The following is a 19619-nucleotide window of genomic DNA, read 5'->3' as shown; positions in this document are numbered from 1 at the left end:
GCCGAGGGGTCGCTTCCGGTGCCGGGAGCGACCCCTCGGCGTGCAAGCATGGGCGCATGGACCCCGCGTGCGACGTGCTCATCATCGGCGGCGGCATCGCCGGACTGTCCCTGGCCTCGGAGCTGGCCGAGCGGCGGGGGAGCGGGGCGGGCATCACCCTCGCGGAGACCGAGCCGGCCCTGGCCCACCACACCTCCGGGCGCTCGGCCGAGCAGCTGATCCCCAGCTACGGCCCGGCGCCCGTCCGGGAGCTGACCGGGGCGACCGTGGCCCAGCTGCTCGACCCGCGCCCGGCCCCGTCCTGGCCCCTGGCCTGGCCCAGCCGCATGGTCCTCGTGGGGACCGAGGAACGGCTCCGCGCGGAGGCCGCCCCGGGGACGGAGCTGCTGTCCCGTGCGGAGCTCGTGGAGCTGTGCCCCGAGCTGACCTGCTCGCCGGTGGACGTGGTGGAGGCCGGGAGCCTCGACAGCACCTCCGTGCGCACCGACGCCGCGGCCCTCGTGGCGTGGCACCGCGACCGCGCCGCGGCGGCGGGCGCGCGGCTGCTCACCGGAGCCCCGGTGGGCGCGGCGGAGTCCGACGGCGCCGGCTGGCGGGTCGCGGCCGGCGCGCACCGGCTGCGCGCCCGGCAGGTGGTCGTCGCCGCGGGGGCCTGGTCGGACGCGGTGGCGGCCCTGTTCGGGGCGGTCCCGCTGGGCCTGCGCCCGCTGCGGCGCACCGCCGCCCTGGTGCGGCTCGCGAAGCCCCTGGCCCCGAACCACCCCATGGTCGTGGCCGCGGACCACGGCTGGTACTACCGGCGGGCCGGGGACGGTGCCCTCGTCTCCCCGTCGGAGGCCGTGCCGTCCGAGCCCTGCGACGCCCAGCCGGTGCTCGAGGACGTCGAGGACCTCCTGGGGCGGCTCAACACCGTGACCTCCCTGGGCGCCACCGGGATCGAGCGGGCCTGGACCGGGCTGCGCACCGAGTCCCCGGACGGCGTGCCCGTGTGCGGGACCGACCCGGCGGTCCCGGGGCTGGTCTGGCTCGCCGGGCAGTCCGGCTACGGCTTCCAGACGAGTGCCGCCATGGCGCGGGCGGCCGCGGACGTGCTGCTCGACGGGGCCGTGGGCCGGTGGTGCTCCCCGGAGACGGCCGCCGCCCTGGACCCGGCGCGGTTCCGGGCGGACGCCCCCACCGTCTGAGCTCCCGGGGAGCCTCCCCGGCGTGCCGGGGCGAGCGCGCCCGGGAGCTGACGCGGTCCGGGTCCTCTCCTGACTCAGCGGCCGAGGTCGTCCAGGAACGCCACGAGGTCGGCGGCGACCCGCTCCGGGCACTCGCACAGGACCAGGCGGCCCGTGTCCTCGTCGACGACCAGCGGGCCGGTCGCCGACCACGGCAGGCCCACTCCGGTGGCCAGGGCGGTTCTGCCGCCGGCAGGCTCCTGGTCCATGCGCTCGGGGTAGTCCTGACACGCGGGTGGCGCCTGCGGGCAGCGACCCCGTCCGCCGGTGCCTCAGGCCCCGGCGAGGCCCATCCGGTCCAGCGCCCAGGCGTACTCCCAGGCCGTGTCCTTCCACTGCGAGTACCGGCCCGAGGCTCCCCCGTGGCCCCCGGCCATCTCGCAGCGCAGCAGCACCGGCTCGCCGGAGGTCGAGGCCTCCCGCAGCGCGGCGACCCACTTGGCGGGCTCCACGTAGAGCACCCGGGTGTCGTTGAGGCTCGTCACCGCGAGGACCGGGGGATAGGGCAGGGGGCGGACGTTCTCGTACGGGGAGTAGTCGCGCATGTACCCGTAGACGTGCGCGTCCTCGATGGGATTGCCCCACTCCTCCCACTCCAGGGCGGTGAGCGGCAGGCTCGGGTCGAGGATGGACGTCAGCGGGTCCACGAACGGCACCGCCGCCAGTGCGCCGCAGTACTTCTCCGGGGCGAGGTTGAGCACCGCGCCCACCAGCAGTCCGCCGGCGGAGCCCCCCATCACCAGGATCCGCCGCTCGTCGACGTCCGGCCGGGCGGCGAGGTGCTCGGTGACCGCCACGTAGTCGGTGAACGTGTTCGTCTTGTGCAGCTTCTTGCCGTGCTCGTACCAGGTCCGCCCGAGCTCCCCGCCGCCGCGCACGTGCGCCACGGCCCAGACCACGCCGCGGTCCAGCAGAGACAGCCGTGAGACGGAGAACGCGGGGTCGGTGCTGTGCTCGTAGGAGCCGTAGGCGTACTGCAGCACCGGCGCCGGCACGGAGGGGTCGAGGTCCGCCCGGCGGACCAGGGAGACGGGGATGCGGGTGCCGTCCGCCGCCGTGGCCCAGTCCCGCTCGACCGCGTAGTCGGCGGGGTCGTAGCCGCCGAGCACCGTGGCCTCGCGGCGCAGCAGCGGCTCGGCGGGCAGCGCGTCGTCGTCCCCGGTGGCGCCCGCCACGAAGACGTCGTAGACGCGCGGGGGCGTCGTGAAGGAGGTGTAGGACAGGCGCACCACGGGGGCGTCGTGCTCCGCGGCGGAGACGCTCGCGGTGTAGAGCTCCTCGGCGAACGCCGGCTCCACGGGGGCGGCCTGGGCCGCCGTGCCCAGCCCGGCGAGCGGCACCAGCCGGACCCGCAGCGTGGTGTCCGCCCGGACGGAGACCACCAGGTGGGTGGCCGTCACGGCGCAGCCGTTGACGCGGACGGTGTCGGACGCCGGCACGACGTCGCGCAGGGCCACCTCCGCGACCGGGCGGCCGAGGTCGGCCGGATCCATGAGCGAGATCCGGGAGTTCGGGGCGCCGTGGTCGTGGGTCAGCAGGATCTGCTCCCGCCCGTCCAGTAGCAGGGGCTCTGCCTCGTAGAGCACCCGGTCGGTGCGGGGGAGCACCACCTGCAACGGCGCGGCCGGGTCCGCGACCGGCTGGATGAGCTGCTCGGAGAACTCGGAGCACATCGCCTCCACCACGATCCAGCGGCGATCCGCGGACAGGCCCGCCCCGAGCCAGAGCCCGGGGTCGGCCTCCTCGTGGACGACGACGTCCTCGGCCACCGGGGTGCCCAGCTCGTGCCGGCGCAGCTGGTGGGGGCGCCAGGACTCGTCCACCACGGTGTAGTACACGGCGCGGGCGTCCGGAGTGAGGAAGGACCCGTAGAAGGTCCCGGGGATCTCGTCGGCGAGCAGCGCGCCCGTGGTGAGGTCCCGGACCCGCAGGGTGAAGCGCTCGTCCCCGCTGACGTCCTCGGCCCAGGCCAGCAGCTCCCCGTCCTCGGAGACGTCGAAGCTGCCGAGGGAGTAGAAGTCGTGCTTCGCGGCCTCCGCGTTGGCGTCGAGGAGCACCTGCTCCCCGGTCATGGGCGTGCCGGCCTCGACGACGGGCGGAGTCCAGTCCGCGAGGACGTCGCCGGTGGTCACCGCCGGGACCCGGCAGAACACCTGGTGCGCGCCGCCCTCCACCGTGCGGGCGAAGTACCACCAGCCGCCGCGCCGGCTGGGCACGGACAGGTCGGTCTCCTGGGTGCGGTCCTTGATCTCCCCGAAGATCGTCTCCCGCAGCGCCGTGAGGTGGGCGGTGGCGGACTCCGCGTACTCGTTCTCCGCGGCGAGGTGGGCCAGGACCTCGGGGGAGTCCTTCTCCCGCATCCACTCGTACGGGTCGGAGAACACGTGGCCGTGAAAGGCGCGCTCGACGGGCTGCTGGCGGATCTGCGGGGGAAGGACAGTCATGGCTCCCATCCTAGGGAAGACGCCCCGGGCCGTGCGGGGCGGGCCGGCAGGAGGGGCTCGGCAACCACCGGGTGCGCGGGGCGCCAGGTGCGCCGGTGCCAGAATGGCCGCATGAGCACCCCCGCCCACCTCGCCCCGCGACCGCCCGCCTTCGGATCCACCCGCGCCGACCTGTGGATGCAGGTGCTCCTGGTGCTCGGGGTGTCCCTGGGCGCCTCGGCCCTCTACGCCGCGCTCTCCCTCGCCGAGCACCTCGCGCGAGGACCGCTGTCCGAGGCGCAGGCCACGATGAACCCGCCGCTGAGCCTGCAGCCCCTCTTCGACCTGCTGCGCCAGCTCACCGGCATCGCCCTGGACCTGGTGCCGGTGCTGCTCGCGCTCTACCTCCTCGCCGGCTCCGCCGGCGCCCTGGGCACGGTCCGCCGGCGGATCGGCCTCGACGCCCGCATGCCCGCCCCGGACCTCGGCCTGGGCACCGTGCTCTTCCTGCTCATGGGCCTGGGCACGCTGGCGCTCTACGGCGCCGGCCGGGCGCTGGGCGTCACCGCGGAGGTGACCACGTCCGGGCTCGCCGAGCACTGGTGGACGGTGCCCGTGCTGCTGCTCTCCGCCGTGCGCCACGCCCTGGTCGAGGAGGTCGTCGTGGTCGCGTTCCTCACGGACCGGCTGACCCGCATCGGGTGGAGCTGGCCCGTGGTGCTGGTGATCACGGCCCTGTTCCGCGGCAGCTACCACCTCTACCAGGGGGTCGGGCCCTTCCTCGGCAACGTGGTGATGGGCCTCGTCTTCGCGGAGCTCTACCGGCGCACCGGCCGGGTGATGCCCCTCGTCGTCGCGCACTTCCTGCTGGACGCCGTGGGCTTCCTCGGCGCCGCCCGGCTGCTGGGCTGAGCACGGCACCGTCGGCCGGGTCCGGGCCGTCCGATCTCAGATGGTGACGGGACCGTCCGGAGTGCTGAACGTGACGGAGAGCACGCCCGGGGTGCCGTCCGGATAGCGCCAGTCGACCTCGAGGTCCTCGAGCGCGGTCTCCACGGGGGCGCCCAGCCACTCGGCGACCCGTTCCGGGGCCCCGGCGATGGTCATCCCCGCGAGTCCCACGTCCGTGATCCGCGCCTGGGACGGGTGCATCTCCGGGTCGGAGTCGAAGTGGATCATGAACGGCAGCTGCGGGTCCGCGATCAGGCCCTTCACGCCGATCTGGTGCCACTCCAGGCACCGGCCGTCCGGGAACACCCGGTGTCCCGGCACGGCGTGGCGCCCGAGGCGCCGCTCGAAGGGGGTGAGGTCCTCGACCTCCACGACCCAGCCCAGCCAGCCGCCGCCGGCCTCGGACCGGGCGCGCACGGCCTGGCCGAAGGGCGCCTTCTCCGCCGCCGGGTGCTGGAGGACCTCGACGACCTCCACGTACTGGTGGTTCGTCAGCGGCAGGATCATGTTGCGGGTGCCGAAACGGGGGTGCACCCCGCCCTTGACCGGCTCGATCCCGAGCTGGTCCGCGATGCGCTCGGTGGTGGCCGCCAGGCCCTCCGGGCGGCAGGCGTAGGACACGTGGTCGACTCTCATGGGCACATCGTGCACCCTGTGAGTTTGGTCTCCAAATCGGTCCGCGACGCGCCGGGCGTCGTGCGGGCGACGCTCCGTGCCGGGCGTCACGCCCGCGCCCGGCTTGACGCCGTGACGCCCTGATCCGGAGAATGCTGTCCAGGTCATGAGCGCCAGCGTCCAAGCCCCAGCTAGCTGGCCGGCAACCCTCCACCGCGGTGGGGTGCCCTGGGTGAAGACCAGGCTCCTCGCGACCGGCGAGCGAGCAAGCGCGGGTCCCCGGCGCCCGGCCGTTCCCGGCCGCACCGCCTCGGCCGGGACGGGACCCCTGACCTCCGCAAGGAGTCCCACGGCATGTCCGATCTCCCCGCTTCCAGCACCGACGTCTCCGTCACCCGCACCGGCGAGGCCGGGACCGGACGGCCCACCCCCGAGAACCCCGGGGGCTGGGCCTTCGAGACCCGGCAGATCCACGCGGGGCAGAACCCCGACCCGGTCACCGGCTCCCGCGCCCTGCCGATCCACCAGACCACGTCCTTCGTCTTCCCCGACGCCCAGGCCGCGGCCGACCGCTTCGCGCTCGCCGAGCTCGGCCCGATCTACACGCGGATCGGCAACCCGACCACGGAGGTTGTGGAGAACCGGATCGCCGCCCTGGAGGGCGGGGTGGGCGCCCTCATGCTCAGCGCGGGGCAGTCGGCGACGACGTTCGCGGTGCTCAACGTCGCCGGCGCGGGCGACCACATCGTGGCGAGCCCCAGCCTGTACGGCGGGACCTACAACCTCTTCAAGTTCACGCTGCCCAAGCTCGGCATCGAGACCACCTTCGTGGCGGACCCCGACGACCCCGAGTCCTGGCGGCGGGCGGTCCGGCCGAACACGAAGGCCTTCTTCGCCGAGACGATCCCGAACCCGCGCAACGACGTGCTCGACCTCGAGACGGTCTCCGGGATCGCCCACGACCACGAGGTGCCGCTCATCGTGGACAACACCGTGGCGACCCCGTACCTCATCCAGCCCTTCCGCTGGGGCGCGGACGTCGTGGTGCACTCGGCCACCAAGTTCCTGGGCGGGCACGGCACGGCCATCGGCGGCGTGATCGTGGACTCCGGGAACTTCGACTTCGGCCGCTACCCGGAGCGCTTCCCCGGCTTCAACCAGCCGGACGAGTCCTACGGCGGACTCGTCTACGCCGAGGCACTGGGCGCGGACGGCCCCTTCGGCGTCAACCTGTCCTACATCCTCAAGGCCCGGGTGCAGCTGCTGCGCGACCTCGGCTCGGCGATCTCCCCGTTCAACGCGTTCCTCATCGAGCAGGGCATCGAGACGCTGTCCCTGCGGATGGAGCGGCACGTGGCCAACGCCGGGAAGGTGGCCCGCTGGCTCGAGGCGCGCGAGGACGTGCGCTCGGTGTCCTGGGCCGGGCTGGAGTCCTCCCCGTGGCACGAGCGGGCGCAGAAGTACGCGCCCCGGGGCGCCGGGTCCATCCTAGGCTTCGTCCTCGACGGCGGCCGGGACACCGGAGCCGCCTTCGTCGACGCCCTGACCCTGCACTCGAACGTCGCGAACATCGGCGACGTCCGCTCCCTCGTGATCCACCCGGCGTCCACCACGCACAGCCAGCTCCTGCCCGAGGAGCAGCTGGCCGCCGGCGTGGAGCCCGGCTTCGTGCGCCTGTCCGTGGGCCTGGAGAACATCGACGACATCCTGGCGGACCTGGAGCAGGGCTTCGCCGCGGCCGCGGCCGCGCAGGGAGGACAGGAGTGACCGTGACGGTCGTGGGGGGCGCCGACGCCGGGACCGCCGTCCGCGAGGACGGCGTGCCGCGGGTGACCGGGATCGGCGAGCTGGAGCTCGAGTCGGGCTTCCGGCTGCCCGACGTCCGGATCGCCTACGAGACGTGGGGGACGCTCGCCCCGGACGGCTCCAACGCGGTCCTCGTCGAGCACGCGCTCACGGGGGACACCCACGTGGCGAGCGGGCGGGCCCGCCCCGGCGCGCCCGAGGTCGAGCGGCGCGCCGCGGAGAGCGGCGGCTGGTGGGAGGGCCTGATCGGCCCCGGCGCCGCCATCGACACGGAGCGCTGGTTCGTGGTCTGCACCAACATCGTGGGCGGTTGCTACGGGTCCACGGGCCCGGCCACCCCCGCGCCGCCGAGCGTGGATCCCGAGGGCCGCCCCTGGGGCTCCCGCTTCCCGCTCGTGACCGTCCGGGACTCCGTGAACGCCGAGGCGGCCCTGGCCGACGCCCTCGGCATCGACGCCTGGCGGCTGGTCATCGGCGGCTCCATGGGCGGGGCCCGGGCCCTGGAGTGGGCCGTGACCTATCCCGACCGGGTCCGGGCGTGCGCGGTAGTCGCCGCGTGCGCCCAGTCCAGCGCCGAGCAGCTCGCCTGGGGCCAGGCGCAGAACCTCGCGATCCGCCAGGACCCCCACTTCCGGGGCGGGGACTACTACGACGGCCCGCTGCCCGTCACGGGCCTGGGCCTGGCGCGGCGGATCGCCCACATCACCTACCGCTCGGCCGACGAGCTGCACCACCGGTTCGGGCGCTCGCCGCAGGCCGACGAGCAGGTCATCGACACGCACGCCGACGGGCGGGGGCGCTACCAGGTGGAGAGCTACCTCGACCACCAGGCGTCCAAGCTCGCCGGCCGCTTCGACTCCAACAGCTACCTCGCCGTCAACGAGACGCTCATGTCCCATGACGTCGCCCGGGGCCGCGGCACGCTCGAGGAGGCGCTGTCCGTGACCTCGTGCGAGTGGCTCGTGGCGGCGGTGGACTCCGACCGGCTGTACCTGCCCCGCGAGTCCGACATCCTGGCCGCCGCGCTGCCCGGGGAGGTCCGGCGGCACACCCTCACCTCGCCCTCAGGCCACGACGGCTTCCTCATCGAGGCGCCCCAGCTCGGCAAGCTCCTCGTGGAGACCGTGCTGCGTGAGCACTGAGCCGGAGCAGGCCCTTCAGCCGTCCCCGTCCCCGGTCCCGTCGCCGGGCGCGATGCCGCCCCCGGGCACGGTGGCGGTGCCGAAGTGCGGCCGCTTCGGCCGGACCTGCGCCCCGGAGCTCGTGCGCCGGATCCGGCGGGCCACCCACGGCCGCAGGTAGCGGTGGGCCCAGACGAGGTCCTCGCCCCGGGCCTGGCGCCACGACGAGGGCGGGCGGTCGGGCACCACCTCGGGCACGAGGCCGTGCCCGAGGCCCAGGGTGTCGAGGACCTCGACCGCGATCCGGTGGTGGCCCAGGGGCGAGAAGTGCAGCCGGTCGGGGTCCCACATCGCCGGGTCCGCGAGCTCCCGCAGCCCCCACAGGTCCACCAGGACGGCGTCGTTCCGGGACGCGACCACGCGCACGTTCTCGTTGTAGATCGCGATCCGGCCCCGGATCCCGCGCAGCACGGGCGTGGCGCCGATGTCCGGTCCGCCGACCATCACGACCGTGGCCCCGTCCGCCGCGAGCCGGCCCACGACGTCGTCCATCTCCTCGGCGATCGCGTCCGGGTCCCCGCCAGGGCGCAGCATGTCGTTGCCGCCCGCGCAGATCGTCACGAGGTCCGGGGTCAGCTCCAGGGCGGGCTCCACCTGCTCGTCGACGATCTGACGGAAGAGCCGGCCGCGGATCGCCAGATTGGCGTAGGACAGGCCGGGGGAGAGCCGGTCCAGCTCCTCGGCGACCCGGTCCGCCCAGCCGCGGTGCCCGCCGGGGGAGCCGGGGTCCGGGTCCCCGATGCCCTCCGTGAACGAGTCGCCGATCGCCACCATGCGGCGCCACGGGTGCAGGGGAGGTGCGGTGTCCGGGGGCTCCGGCGTCGTCTCGGTCATGCCCCCGGTCTACCACCGGGTCCGCACGGGCGTCCACGCGCCCGTGCGGCGGGTCCCCGGACCCGGGTGGCACACTGGTGGCATGACCGACGCCACCGTCCCGACCGGGACCGACACCCCCTTCGCCGTGTGGAGCAAGGACGCCGACGCCCGCCCCGGCACCCCGCTGCTCGTGCTCCTGCACGGCTACGGCTCGCACGAGCGCGACCTCATGGGCCTCGTCCCGGCCCTGCCGGACGAGTTCAGCGTGGCGTCTGTGCGCGCCCCCCAGCCCGTCCAGTTCGGCTACCAGTGGTTCCCGCTCGTCGCGGACCTCAGCTTCTCCCTCGACCGGGTCGCCGAGGCCGTGGAGCCCGTCGCGGCGTGGCTGCGGGAGCTGGCCGCGGACCACCCCAGCATCACGCTGCTCGGGTTCTCGCAGGGCATGGCCATGGCCACGTCCCTCGCCCGCCACATGCCGGGCGAGATCGCGGCCGTGGTCGGGCTCTCCGGGTTCGTGGTGCCCGGCGAGCACACCCTGTTCGCCGACGACCGGCTGCGGGAGCGGCCGCTGCGGATGTTCTGGGGCCGCGACCCGCAGGACCCGGTCATCCCGCAGGAGCTCGTCGACTCCACCGCCGAGTGGGCGCTGGCCCACGCCGATGTCATGAAGGTGCACTACACCGGGGTCGGCCACGGGATCAGCCCGCAGGAGGTGGGGCACGTGCGGGAGTACCTCACCCACGTGGTGCTGGGCGACCCGGACCGCCCGGTCAGCCCCCCGCGGTGATCCGGACCGAGGCGCCGCCGGCGGAGACCACGTCCCCCGCGTGCAGCTGCCGGCCGCGCCGTGTCTCGACCTCGCCGTTGACCGAGACCTGACCGTCCTCCACGAGGCCCCGGGCGTGCGCCCCGTCCTCGGCGAGGTTCGCCAGCTTGAGGGCCTGGCCCAGCCGGATCATGTCGTCGCGGATGGGCAGTTCGTCAGGGCCGCCGGGCTGCTGGGGAGTCGTCATGCTCCCAGTGTTCCAGGTCCGGGGCGGTCGGCGGGCACGGCGGGAATTGGCTACCCTGGGACGAGGACGTCGCACGCGGCGTCCTCGTTCGTGACGGCCGCCGACGGCCGGTTCCCGCCCCGGCGCACCGCCGGGCCACACCACCCACCACGCGCGTCCGCAGCCGGCGGTCGGGCGAGACCCTGGAGGAAATCCACATGGCCCCCAAGTCCACGCTGGACAACGTCATCTCGCTGGCCAAGCGCCGCGGTTTCGTGTTCCAGGCGGGTGAGATCTACGGCGGTTCCCGCTCGGCCTGGGACTACGGGCCCCTCGGCGCGGAGCTCAAAGAGAACATCAAGCACGAGTGGTGGCAGACCTTCGTGCGCGGGCGCGAGGACATGGTGGGCCTCGACTCCTCGATCATCCTCCCGAAGGCCGTGTGGGAGGCCTCGGGGCACGTGGCGACCTTCACGGACCCGCTCGTGGAGTGCACCTCCTGCCACAAGCGCGCCCGCCAGGACCACCTGGTCGAGGCCTTCGAGGAGAAGAAGGGCCGCGCCCCGGAGAACGGCATGGCCGACATCCCGTGCCCCAACTGCGGGACCAAGGGCCAGTGGACCGACCCGCAGCAGTTCTCCGGGCTGCTCAAGACGTTCCTCGGCCCGGTCGACAACCAGGAGGGCCTGCACTACCTGCGGCCCGAGACCGCGCAGGGCATCTTCGTGAACTTCAACAACGTGGTCACTGCGGCCCGGAAGAAGCCGCCGTTCGGCATCGGCCAGATCGGCAAGGCGTTCCGCAACGAGATCACCCCCGGCAACTTCATCTTCCGCACCCGCGAGTTCGAGCAGATGGAGATCGAGTACTTCACCCACCCGACCGAGGCCGGGCACTTCTTCGACGAGTGGGTCGAGGCGTGCTGGAACTGGTTCACGGACCTGGGCATCGACCCGGACCACATGCGCCGCTACGACGTCCCCGAGGACGACCGGGCGCACTACTCGGCCGGCACCATCGACATCGAGTACCGGTTCGGCTTCCAGGGCAACCCGTGGGGCGAGCTCATGGGCGTGGCCAACCGGACCGACTACGACCTCGGCGTGCACAACGAGCACTCGAACACGGACCTCAGCTACTTCGACCAGCAGACCAACGAGCGCTACGTCCCGTACGTGATCGAGCCCTCCTTCGGCCTGACCCGCTCGATGATGGCCTTCCTGGTGGACGCGTACACCGAGGACGAGGCGCCGAACTCGAAGGGCGGGGTGGACAAGCGCACGGTCCTCAAGCTGGACCCGCGCCTGGCCCCCGTCAAGGCCGCGGTGCTGCCGCTGTCCCGCAACGAGGACCTCTCGCCCAAGGCCAAGGACCTGGCCGCCGAGCTGCGCCGGAGCTGGAACATCGACTTCGACGACTCGGGGGCGATCGGGCGCCGCTACCGCCGCCAGGACGAGATCGGCACCCCGTTCTGCATCACGGTGGACTTCGACACCCTCGAGGACCAGGCCGTGACCATCCGCGAGCGGGACGCGATGACCCAGGAGCGCGTGGCCCTCGACCAGGTGAAGTCCTACCTCGCCGGGAAGCTCGTCCGCTGATGAGCGGCGCGCTGACCGGACCGGGGCTGCGGCCCTGGCGGGACGGGGACGACCTGCGGCTGCTCGAGGTGTGGCCCGCCCCGGAGACGCCCCAGGCCGCGGCCTTCCGGGCGACCCTGCGCCCCGACGACGACGTTCCGTGGTCCCGCACGGTGGTGGCGGAGGACTCCGGCGTGCCGGTGGCCGCCGGCACGGTCTACGAGTCGGCGCTGCACCCCTCGAGGCTGTGGGCCTACGTGGAGGTCGCCCCCGACCGCCGCGGCGAAGGACTCGGACGGGCCCTGCTGGAGCGGCTGCGCACCGAGGCGGCGGGCTCGCCCTCGGGCGTGCAGGCCCTGCGCACGAAGGCGGCGCCCGGTTCGGCCGGCGAGCGGTTCGCACAGGCCGCCGGGCTGGACCCGGTCCAGGACTCGCGCGTGGTCCGCGTGGCGGCCGGGGCGCTGCCCCTCCAGCCGCTGCGGGAGCACGCCGACGGGACACCGGCGCAGGCCGTCGAGGACCTGGCCACCGGGTCGGTGGAGCTGACCCGGGCGCTGTGGGCGTTCTACCGTTCCGTGCACGCCTGGGACGAGCCCGCGGACCTGCCCGTGGGACGGGTCAACCAGCTGTTCCTCTCCGACGCCGCGCACGCCTTCGGGGCCCTGGTGCTGCGCAACGGCATGGGCCCGGGGGAGCGGGGCAGGATCTCCGCCTTCGCCGTGAGCTACCGGCCCGTGGAGCTCGACGCCGCCCCGGACGCCCGGGCCCCGGAGGACGCGCCGGACGCGCCCGCCCACGTCGTGCTCGGCTGGACGCCGGGGGACGACGCGGCAGGTCCCGCGCTCGAGCAGCTGCTCGCGCTGCTGGCCCACCACCACCCCGTGCAGTTCCAGGTGGACGGGTCCATGGAGCCGCTGACCGCCGTCGTCGACAACCTGCTGGCGGCCGGTGCCGCCACGGTCGTGGAGACCTCCGTCGTCCTCGCGGAGCCCGGGGACTGAGCACCGGGGACCGGGCGCCGGACGACGTCCGGCACGGGAAGGGCCCCGGGGCGCACCCCGGGGCCCTTCGCCGTTCCCGTCCGTGAGAGAATCTCCCGGTGATGGACACCGCTACCGAGAACCACCCCGCCCGGCTCGACCTGCCGCCGCTGCACCTGGGCGAGCTCACGATCGACGTCCCCGTGGTGCTGGCGCCCATGGCCGGGGTCACCAACAAGGCGTTCCGCCGGCTGTGCCGCGAGTACGGCGGCGGTCTCTACGTCACGGAGATGGTCACGGCCCGCGCCCTCGTGGAGCGGCGGCCCGAGTCGATGCGGATCATCGACCACGACCCGGACGAGACGCCCCGCTCCATCCAGATCTACGGCGTGGACGCCGTCCACGTCGGCCAGGCCGTGCGGATGGTCGTCGAGGAGGACCGGGCCGACCACATCGACCTGAACTTCGGCTGCCCCGTCCCCAAGGTCACCAAGCGCGGCGGCGGCTCCGCCCTGCCCTGGAAGACCGACCTGTTCACCGCGATCGTGCGCACCGCCGTCCAGGAGGCCTCCCGCGGGAACGTCCCCGTGACGATCAAGATGCGCAAGGGCATCGACGACGGCCACCTCACCTTCCTGGAGGCCGGCCGGATCGCCCGCGACAGCGGCGTGGCAGCGGTCGCCCTGCACGGGCGCACCCTCGAGCAGCACTACTCGGGCACCGCGGACTGGGACGCCATCGCGCAGCTGCGGGAGGCCCTCCCGGACGTGCCCGTGCTCGGCAACGGGGACATCTGGAGCGCCGAGGACGCCGTGCGCATGGTCGAGCAGACCGGCGTGGACGGCGTGGTCGTCGGCCGCGGCTGCCAGGGCCGGCCCTGGCTCTTCGGGGACCTGCAGGCCGCCTTCGAGGGCCGGTCCGACCGGTTCCGCCCCGGGGTGGACCAGGTCGCCCGCACGATCTACCGCCACGCCGAGCTGCTCGTGGAGATGTTCGGCGACGAGGCCAAGGGGCTGCGCGACATCCGCAAGCACGTCGCCTGGTACTTCAAGGGCTACCCGGTCGGCGGAGAGCTCCGCGCCCGGATGGCCCAGGTGCCGGACCTCGCGACCCTGCGCGAGCTGCTGGACGAGCTCGACCTGTCGCTCGGCTACCCGGGCGCGGCGGTCGAGGGACCGCGCGGCCGCGCCGGCTCGCCCAAGAAGCCGCACCTGCCGGACGGCTGGCTGGGCTCCCGGGAGCTGGGGGACGCCGAGCGGCTGGGACTGGTCGCGGCGGAGCTCGACGTCTCCGGCGGCTGAGCCGTCCCCACGACACGGAAAGGACCGGGCATGCCCCACACGTCCATCGAGATCGACCGCACCGGCGCGCCCGCCCCGGGCTACGAGGCCCGCGACGTCGCGCGCTGGGTGGCGGAGGACCACCACAACAAGTACCGCTCCGACTTCGAACGGGACCGCGCCCGGATCCTGCACTCCTCGGGGCTGCGGCGGCTGGCGGCCAAGACCCAGGTCGTGTCCCCGAACACCGACGACTTCGTGCGCAACCGCCTGACCCACTCCCTCGAGGTCGCCCAGATCGGCCGGGAGCTGGGCCGGATGCTCGGCTGCGACCCCGACGTCGTCGACGCCGCCTGCCTCTCCCACGACCTCGGCCACCCGCCGTTCGGGCACAACGGGGAGTCGGCCCTGCACCGGCTGACCCAGCGCATCGGCGGCTTCGAGGGCAACGCGCAGACCCTGCGCCTGCTCACCCGGCTCGAGCCCAAGGTGCTCGACGACGACGGGGGACCCGCCGGCCTGAACCTCACCCGGGCCGTGCTGGACGCCGTGTGCAAGTACCCGTGGGAGGCCCACGAGGCGCCGCTGCGGCCGGACGGCACGCGATCCCCGAAGTTCGGGGTCTACACGGACGACCTGCCGGTGTTCGCATGGCTGCGCGACGGCGCCCCGGCCCGCACGAAGTGCCTCGAGGCCCAGGTCATGGATCTCTCGGACGACATCTCCTACTCCGTGCACGACGTCGAGGACGCGATCGCCTCCGGGCTCGTGCAGCTGGGCTGGCTCGCCGACACCACCCAGCGGGACAGGGTGCTCGAGCTCACCCGCCGCTGGTACCTGCCCGAGGCCGCCCCGGAGTCCCTCGACGCCGCCCTGACCCGCCTCGAGGACTCGTCCCTGTGGGTCCGGGAGATGGACGGGTCCCGCAAGGACCTCGCCCGGCTCAAGAACATGACGAGCCAGCTCATCGGCCGCTTCGCGATGTCCGCGGTCGGCGCCACCCGGGACATCTACGGCGAGGACCCGCTGACCCGATACGACGCCCAGCTCGTGGTCCCGGAGGGGACCACGGAGGAGATCGGCGTGCTCAAGGGCATCGCCACGACCTACGTCATCACGGTGCGCGACGCGCAGCCGATCTACGACAACCAGCAGGAGGTGCTCTCGATCCTGGTGGGGGCGCTGATGGAGTCCGACGGCCGCTACCTCTCGCCCGCCTTCGCCGCAGACTGGCACGACCTCGGCGAGGGACCGGGCACGGAGGCGGCCCGGCTACGCCTCGTCGTGGACCAGATCGCGTCCCTCACCGACCTGTCCGCCGTGTCCCTGCACGACAGGATCCGCGGCACCCACTGGCGGGTGGGGGACAAGCCGCTCTGGTGACCCGCTCCGCCGGGGCGGCGCCCGATCTCGTTCAACGACTGTGAGCTGGGTCGCACGCGGTGCCGCTCCCTAGACTCGGCGCACCTGTGCTCCTCCTCACAAAGGTCTGATTCTCATGGGAAACTCCACCGGACCCGCCCCGCGGGCGGCGTCCCCCTCGTCCCCGGGCTCCCGGCCCGTCCTCCGCTCCCGGGCGTGGGTGGCGCCGCTGTGCTGGATCGCCGTGCTGCTGGACGGCTTCGACGCCGTGGTCCTGGGCGCGGTCCTGCCCTCCATGCTCGAGAACGACGAGCTCGGCATGACCACCGCGCAGGGCACCGCCGTGGCCACCGTCGGCCTCGTGGGCATGATGATCGGCGCGCTGACCATGGGCTATCTCACCGACAAGCTCGGCCGCCGCAAGATGCTCATCGGAGCCGTGGTCCTGTTCTCCCTGCTGACCTTCGCCGCGGCGTTCTCCCCGAGCGTCCTGGTCTTCGGCGTCCTGCGCTTCCTCGCCGGCCTGGGCCTCGGCGGGTGCCTGCCCACCGCCATCGCGATGGTCACCGAGTTCGCCCGCCTGGGCCGGGGCTCCAACGCCACGACCCTGGTGATGACCGGCTACCACGTCGGCGCGGTGCTGACCGCGGCGCTCGCCATCGTCGTCGTCCGCCAGTTCGGCTGGCAGGAGATGTTCGTCCTGGGCTCCCTGCCGGCGCTCGTGCTCGTGCCCCTCATGCTCGTGTTCCTGCCCGAGTCGCCCTCGTTCCTCGCGTCCAAGGGACGCACGGCCGAGGCCCGCGCCGTGGCCGAGCACTACGGCCTGCACCTCGAGCACCACACCGCCGAGGAGCAGGCCGAGAAGGTCGGCGCCACGATGCTGCTCTCCGCCGGCTGGCGCCGGAACTCGATCGCGATCTGGATCGCCTCCTTCATGGGCCTGCTGCTCGTCTACGGCCTCAACACCTGGCTGCCGCAGATCATGCGGGCGGCCGAGTACGACCTCGGCAACTCCCTCGGCTTCCTGCTGATCCTCAACGTGGGCGCCATCGCGGGACTGGCGGTCGCCGGGCGGGTGGCCGACCGGGTCACCCCGCGCGTGGCGGGCATCATCTGGTTCCTCGGCTCGGCCGCGCTACTCGCGGCCCTGGCGATCAAGCTGCCGCTGCTCGGGATCTACGCCATGGTCTTCGTCACCGGCTGCTTCGTGTTCTCCTCCCAGGTGCTCGTCTACGCGTTCACCGCCGCCAACCACCCGCCGCGCGTGCGCGCCACGGCGCTGGGGATGTCCGCCGGGGTGGGCCGGCTCGGGGCGATCTCGGGTCCGATCATCGGGGGCACCCTGCTGACCGCGGGTCTGGCCTATCCGTGGGGCTTCTTCGCCTTCGCCGCGGTGGGCGCCCTGGGCGGGCTCGCCCTGACGGGCACCAGGACCCGGCAGGACCTGCGGGAGCGCTCCCGCTGAGCCCCGCCCGCGGTGCGGAGCCCCACCGGACCGCGCGGTGCTCCACCGCACGGTCCGGTGCGGCCCTCGGGCGTCGGGCCGCGCGCCTAGACTGACGGTGTGCCAGGACTGATCAGACGCGAGGACATCGACGAGGTGCGGGCGCGCACCGACATCAAGGAGATCGTCGACGGCTACGTCACCCTCAAGAGCGCCGGCATCGGCTCCTGGAAGGGGCTCTGCCCGTTCCACGACGAGCGCACCCCGTCCTTCCACGTGCGGCCGCAGATGGGCACGTACCACTGCTTCGGCTGCGACGAGTCCGGGGACGTCATCTCCTTCCTGATGACCATGGACCACACCACCTTCTCGGAGACCGTGGAGAAGCTCGCCGCCCGGGTGGGCTACGAACTGCACTACGAGCAGGGCTCCGGACCCAACAAGGAGGAGGTCGGCCGCCGCCAGCGGCTGCTGGACGCGCACAAGGTCGCCGCGGAGTTCTTCCAGCGCAACCTCTACACCCGCCAGGCCGCCCCCGCGCAGCTGTTCCTGGGCGAGCGGGGCTTCGACGGCAAGGCCGCCCGGCGCTACGGCGTCGGCTACGCGCCCCGCGGCTGGGACCACCTCCTGAAGCACCTGCGCGACCGCGGCTTCACGGACCAGGAGCTCAAGCTCACCGGCATGTTCTCCGAGGGCAACCGCGGGCTCTACGACCGGTTCCGCGGCCGGCTCGTCTGGCCCATCCGCGCGGTCGCGGGCGAGGTCATCGGCTTCGGCGCCCGCAAGCTCCACGACGACGACCAGGGCCCGAAGTACCTCAACACCCCCGAGACCGCCCTCTACAAGAAGTCCCAGGTGCTCTACGGCATCGACCTCGCGAAGCGGGAGATCGCCAAGCAGCGCCGGCTCGTCGTCGTCGAGGGCTACACCGACGTCATGGCCTGCCACCTCGCGGGCGTGACCACGGCGGTGGCCACGTGCGGCACCGCCTTCGGGGCCGAGCACATCAAGATCGTCCGGCGGTTCCTCTCCGACGACGGCGGCGGGGGAGAGGTGGTCTTCACCTTCGACGGCGACGCCGCCGGGCAGAAGGCCGCCCTGCGCGCGTTCGAGGAGGACCAGAAGTTCGTGGCGCAGACCTACGTGGCGGTCGAGCCCCACGGGATGGACCCGTGCGACCTCCGGCTCGCCCGCGGGGACGCCGCCGTGGCCGAGCTCGTGGAGAACCGCCGCCCCCTGTTCGAGTTCGCGATCCGGGCGACGCTGAAGAACTTCGACCTGGACACCATCGAGGGCCGCATCCGGGCGATGCGGGCCTGCGCGCCCATCCTGGCGCGGATCCGGGACCGCTCCCTGCGGCCCGCCTACGCGCGGCAGCTCGCGGGCTGGCTCGGGCTCGAGCCCGCGGAGGTCCAGCGGGCCGTCGACTCCGCGGGCCGCGACCAGCGGGAAGGAGGTCCCGCGCCGCACCGGCCGGCGGAGCCGGAGGCGGCCGGGCCCGCCCCGGGGGAGCTCCCCGACCCGCGCGAGCCCGTGGCGCGGATGGAGCGCGAGGCACTCGAGACCGTCATCCAGTGCCCGGACCTGATGCTCGAGCGGCACTGGGAGGAGTTCGGCCTCAGCGCCTTCCGCTACCCCGTGCACGGGGCCGTGCACGACGCGGTCCTCGCCGCCCGCGCCGAGCTCCTCGGGAACGGGTCCGCCGTGCCGAGCGGACAGGTCTGGGTGGACGCGGTGCGCGGGCACCTGCCGGAGCCGCTGCACGGCTACCTCGCCGAGCTCGCGGTGACGCCGCTGCCGGCCACCACCCAGCAGCAGCTGGAGCGCTACACCGCTGACATCCTCAACCGCCTCTTCGAGCTGCAGATCAACCGGCGGAAGTCGGACCGGCTGGCGGAGCTGCAGCGCACGGACCCCGCCGGTCAGCGGGAGCGCTACCAGGAGCTCCAGCGGGAGCTGCTGGAGCTCGAGATGCAGCGGCGCGGCCTGCGCCAGGACTGACGCGGCCGGGCGTGACCGGATTTGTCGAAGCCCGGCCGGAACGGTAAAGTGATGGCTCGTTGCACGCGTGCGTGCACGGTCCCCCGTAGCTCAATTGGCAGAGCATTCGACTGTTAATCGAAGGGTTACTGGTTCGAGTCCAGTCGGGGGAGCCAATTGAGGGCCCTGACTAGCGGAAACGCGATCAGGGCCCTCTTTCCGTGTCCAAATGCCCACACATTGCCCACGCTTTCAATTCGGAAATGCATCTCCGGCGGACGCCGCAAAGCCCGCAGCGCGTAGCGAAGTAAAACATGTGTGCGGCCGGCCGAGTCCTTGAATGGCCACCGCCCCCGGTCCGGTGGTCGGCGCGGGGGCGGTGCTGGAGAACCTTAGCGGTGCCGCTGCGGCCTCGGGCTACGGGATGGGTACCGGGTCGGGGGGCGCCTCGTCGAGGAGCTTGCACACGTCGAAGACGTAGGCGGTGGAGTTCTCGGTGATCTCCGCGGTGAGCGCCTGCGGGTACTGCTGACCCAGCTCATTGGGCGCCCTGTCGTAGATGACGGTCTCTGTCAGGCCCCGGAGAAGTAGAGGAAGGTCTCGGGCAGCCCTGCCTCGGCGAACGCCTCTGCCTCCACCTCGTCGGAGGCAGCCACGATCGCCGGCCCAGGACGGTCGTAGGTCACCGTCTGGCCATAGGGATCGTAGATTTCGAACCAGGTTCCGGACACGCCTACCTCTTCGAGCGAGGCATCGTCGGAGAGCCGGTCCACATCGACGGTGAGGTCGCCGCGGCACTCCACTACGGTCGCTCCCTCGTCGTTGACCAAGGCCCGGTACTGCATGTCGAACACATCGCCGGGGGCGACAAAGATGTCCGACCCGCAGGCCGGGTAGGTGCGGCTCAGATCGACGTTTGCCGGATAGGGGAGGAACTTGCCGTGTGTGCTGGGAGGTGGCCAGGGCACCCGGTCCAGCGGACCAGC

General features: G+C 73.2%; 17 protein-coding genes, 1 tRNA gene and 1 riboswitch. Of the genes, 12 read left to right on the top strand and 6 right to left on the bottom strand.

Features of this window, described 5'->3' with window-relative positions; genetic code table 11:
• Positions 1-56 precede the first annotated feature (56 nt).
• Entirely contained in the window at positions 57-1184 is a 1128-nt protein-coding gene (locus ACYVM4_RS09895) for an NAD(P)/FAD-dependent oxidoreductase (protein WP_460668419.1), read from the top strand.
• 74 nt (positions 1185-1258) lie between these two features.
• Here ACYVM4_RS09895 and ACYVM4_RS09890 read toward each other — a convergent pair whose 3' ends face one another.
• On the bottom strand, positions 1259-1432 hold the full coding sequence (locus ACYVM4_RS09890) for a hypothetical protein (RefSeq protein ID WP_368820709.1): 174 nt from the start codon (positions 1430-1432) through the stop codon (positions 1259-1261).
• A 63-nt stretch (positions 1433-1495) separates the two neighbouring features.
• Positions 1496-3667 carry a S9 family peptidase gene (locus tag ACYVM4_RS09885; protein ID WP_460668418.1) on the bottom strand — a complete coding sequence of 724 codons (2172 nt, stop codon included), beginning with the start codon at positions 3665-3667 and terminating at the stop codon, positions 1496-1498.
• A gap of 111 nt (positions 3668-3778) precedes the next feature.
• On the opposite strand from ACYVM4_RS09885, the gene ACYVM4_RS09880 reads away from it, so the two are divergent.
• Positions 3779-4558 (top strand): CPBP family intramembrane glutamic endopeptidase, encoded by a 780-nt coding sequence (locus tag ACYVM4_RS09880; RefSeq protein WP_460668417.1) that lies wholly within the window; start codon positions 3779-3781, stop codon positions 4556-4558.
• Positions 4559-4594: 36 nt separating this feature from the next.
• Here ACYVM4_RS09880 and ACYVM4_RS09875 read toward each other — a convergent pair whose 3' ends face one another.
• Entirely contained in the window at positions 4595-5233 is a 639-nt protein-coding gene (locus ACYVM4_RS09875) for a VOC family protein (RefSeq protein ID WP_460668416.1), read from the bottom strand.
• Between the two features lie 141 nt (positions 5234-5374).
• Positions 5375-5490, top strand: a riboswitch (SAM riboswitch).
• A 76-nt stretch (positions 5491-5566) separates the two neighbouring features.
• Between ACYVM4_RS09875 and ACYVM4_RS09870 the strand changes: the two genes are divergently transcribed.
• Positions 5567-6979, top strand: coding sequence for a bifunctional o-acetylhomoserine/o-acetylserine sulfhydrylase (locus ACYVM4_RS09870; protein ID WP_460668415.1), 1413 nt, complete (start codon positions 5567-5569; stop codon positions 6977-6979).
• Positions 6976-8160 (top strand): homoserine O-acetyltransferase MetX, encoded by a 1185-nt coding sequence (gene metX, locus ACYVM4_RS09865; protein ID WP_460668414.1) that lies wholly within the window; start codon positions 6976-6978, stop codon positions 8158-8160. Before ACYVM4_RS09870 ends, metX begins: the two co-directional genes overlap by 4 nt.
• A 15-nt stretch (positions 8161-8175) precedes the next feature.
• Here metX and ACYVM4_RS09860 read toward each other — a convergent pair whose 3' ends face one another.
• Entirely contained in the window at positions 8176-9033 is an 858-nt protein-coding gene (locus ACYVM4_RS09860; RefSeq protein ID WP_460668413.1) for an SGNH/GDSL hydrolase family protein, read from the bottom strand.
• An 82-nt stretch (positions 9034-9115) separates the two neighbouring features.
• On the opposite strand from ACYVM4_RS09860, the gene ACYVM4_RS09855 reads away from it, so the two are divergent.
• A complete protein-coding gene (locus ACYVM4_RS09855; protein WP_460668412.1) occupies positions 9116-9802 on the top strand; it encodes an alpha/beta hydrolase in 687 nt (228 codons plus the stop codon).
• On the opposite strand, the gene ACYVM4_RS09850 is transcribed toward ACYVM4_RS09855, so the two are convergent.
• A complete protein-coding gene (locus ACYVM4_RS09850; protein ID WP_368820701.1) occupies positions 9786-10028 on the bottom strand; it encodes an RNA-binding S4 domain-containing protein in 243 nt (80 codons plus the stop codon). The genes ACYVM4_RS09855 and ACYVM4_RS09850 overlap by 17 nt on opposite strands.
• Before the next feature lie 197 nt (positions 10029-10225).
• Here ACYVM4_RS09850 and ACYVM4_RS09845 point away from each other — a divergent pair, with 197 nt between their 5' ends.
• The 7 genes from ACYVM4_RS09845 to ACYVM4_RS09815 all read left to right on the top strand — a co-directional run bounded on the left by ACYVM4_RS09845 (position 10226) and on the right by ACYVM4_RS09815 (position 18809).
• Positions 10226-11608, top strand: a complete 1383-nt coding sequence (locus ACYVM4_RS09845) for a glycine--tRNA ligase (protein WP_460668411.1) — start codon at positions 10226-10228, stop codon at positions 11606-11608.
• The gene (locus ACYVM4_RS09840) at positions 11608-12588 is read left to right on the top strand and encodes a GNAT family N-acetyltransferase (RefSeq protein ID WP_460668410.1); all 981 of its coding nucleotides are present in this window, start codon (positions 11608-11610) and stop codon (positions 12586-12588) included. The genes ACYVM4_RS09845 and ACYVM4_RS09840 overlap by 1 nt, the downstream gene beginning before the upstream one ends.
• A 101-nt stretch (positions 12589-12689) precedes the next feature.
• Positions 12690-13868 (top strand): tRNA dihydrouridine synthase DusB, encoded by a 1179-nt coding sequence (gene dusB / locus ACYVM4_RS09835; RefSeq protein ID WP_368820785.1) that lies wholly within the window; start codon positions 12690-12692, stop codon positions 13866-13868.
• Between the two features lie 30 nt (positions 13869-13898).
• Positions 13899-15230: a deoxyguanosinetriphosphate triphosphohydrolase gene (locus tag ACYVM4_RS09830; RefSeq protein ID WP_460668409.1), complete on the top strand. Its 1332-nt coding sequence runs from the start codon at positions 13899-13901 to the stop codon at positions 15228-15230.
• Between the two features lie 115 nt (positions 15231-15345).
• Positions 15346-16674: an MFS transporter gene (locus tag ACYVM4_RS09825; protein ID WP_460668408.1), complete on the top strand. Its 1329-nt coding sequence runs from the start codon at positions 15346-15348 to the stop codon at positions 16672-16674.
• A gap of 99 nt (positions 16675-16773) precedes the next feature.
• On the top strand, positions 16774-18654 hold the full coding sequence (gene dnaG, locus ACYVM4_RS09820; protein ID WP_460668407.1) for a DNA primase: 1881 nt from the start codon (positions 16774-16776) through the stop codon (positions 18652-18654).
• Positions 18655-18733: 79 nt separating this feature from the next.
• Positions 18734-18809 (top strand) — tRNA-Asn (locus ACYVM4_RS09815).
• A 396-nt stretch (positions 18810-19205) separates the two neighbouring features.
• On the opposite strand, the gene ACYVM4_RS09810 is transcribed toward ACYVM4_RS09815, so the two are convergent.
• Positions 19206-19601 carry a hypothetical protein gene (locus ACYVM4_RS09810; protein WP_460668406.1) on the bottom strand — a complete coding sequence of 132 codons (396 nt, stop codon included), beginning with the start codon at positions 19599-19601 and terminating at the stop codon, positions 19206-19208.
• Between the last annotated feature and the right edge of the window lie 18 nt (positions 19602-19619).

This window comes from Kocuria himachalensis (assembly GCF_054784195.1).
Note: the sequence above shows the minus strand (reverse complement) of the source record. Positions and strands in the feature narration are given on the sequence as shown.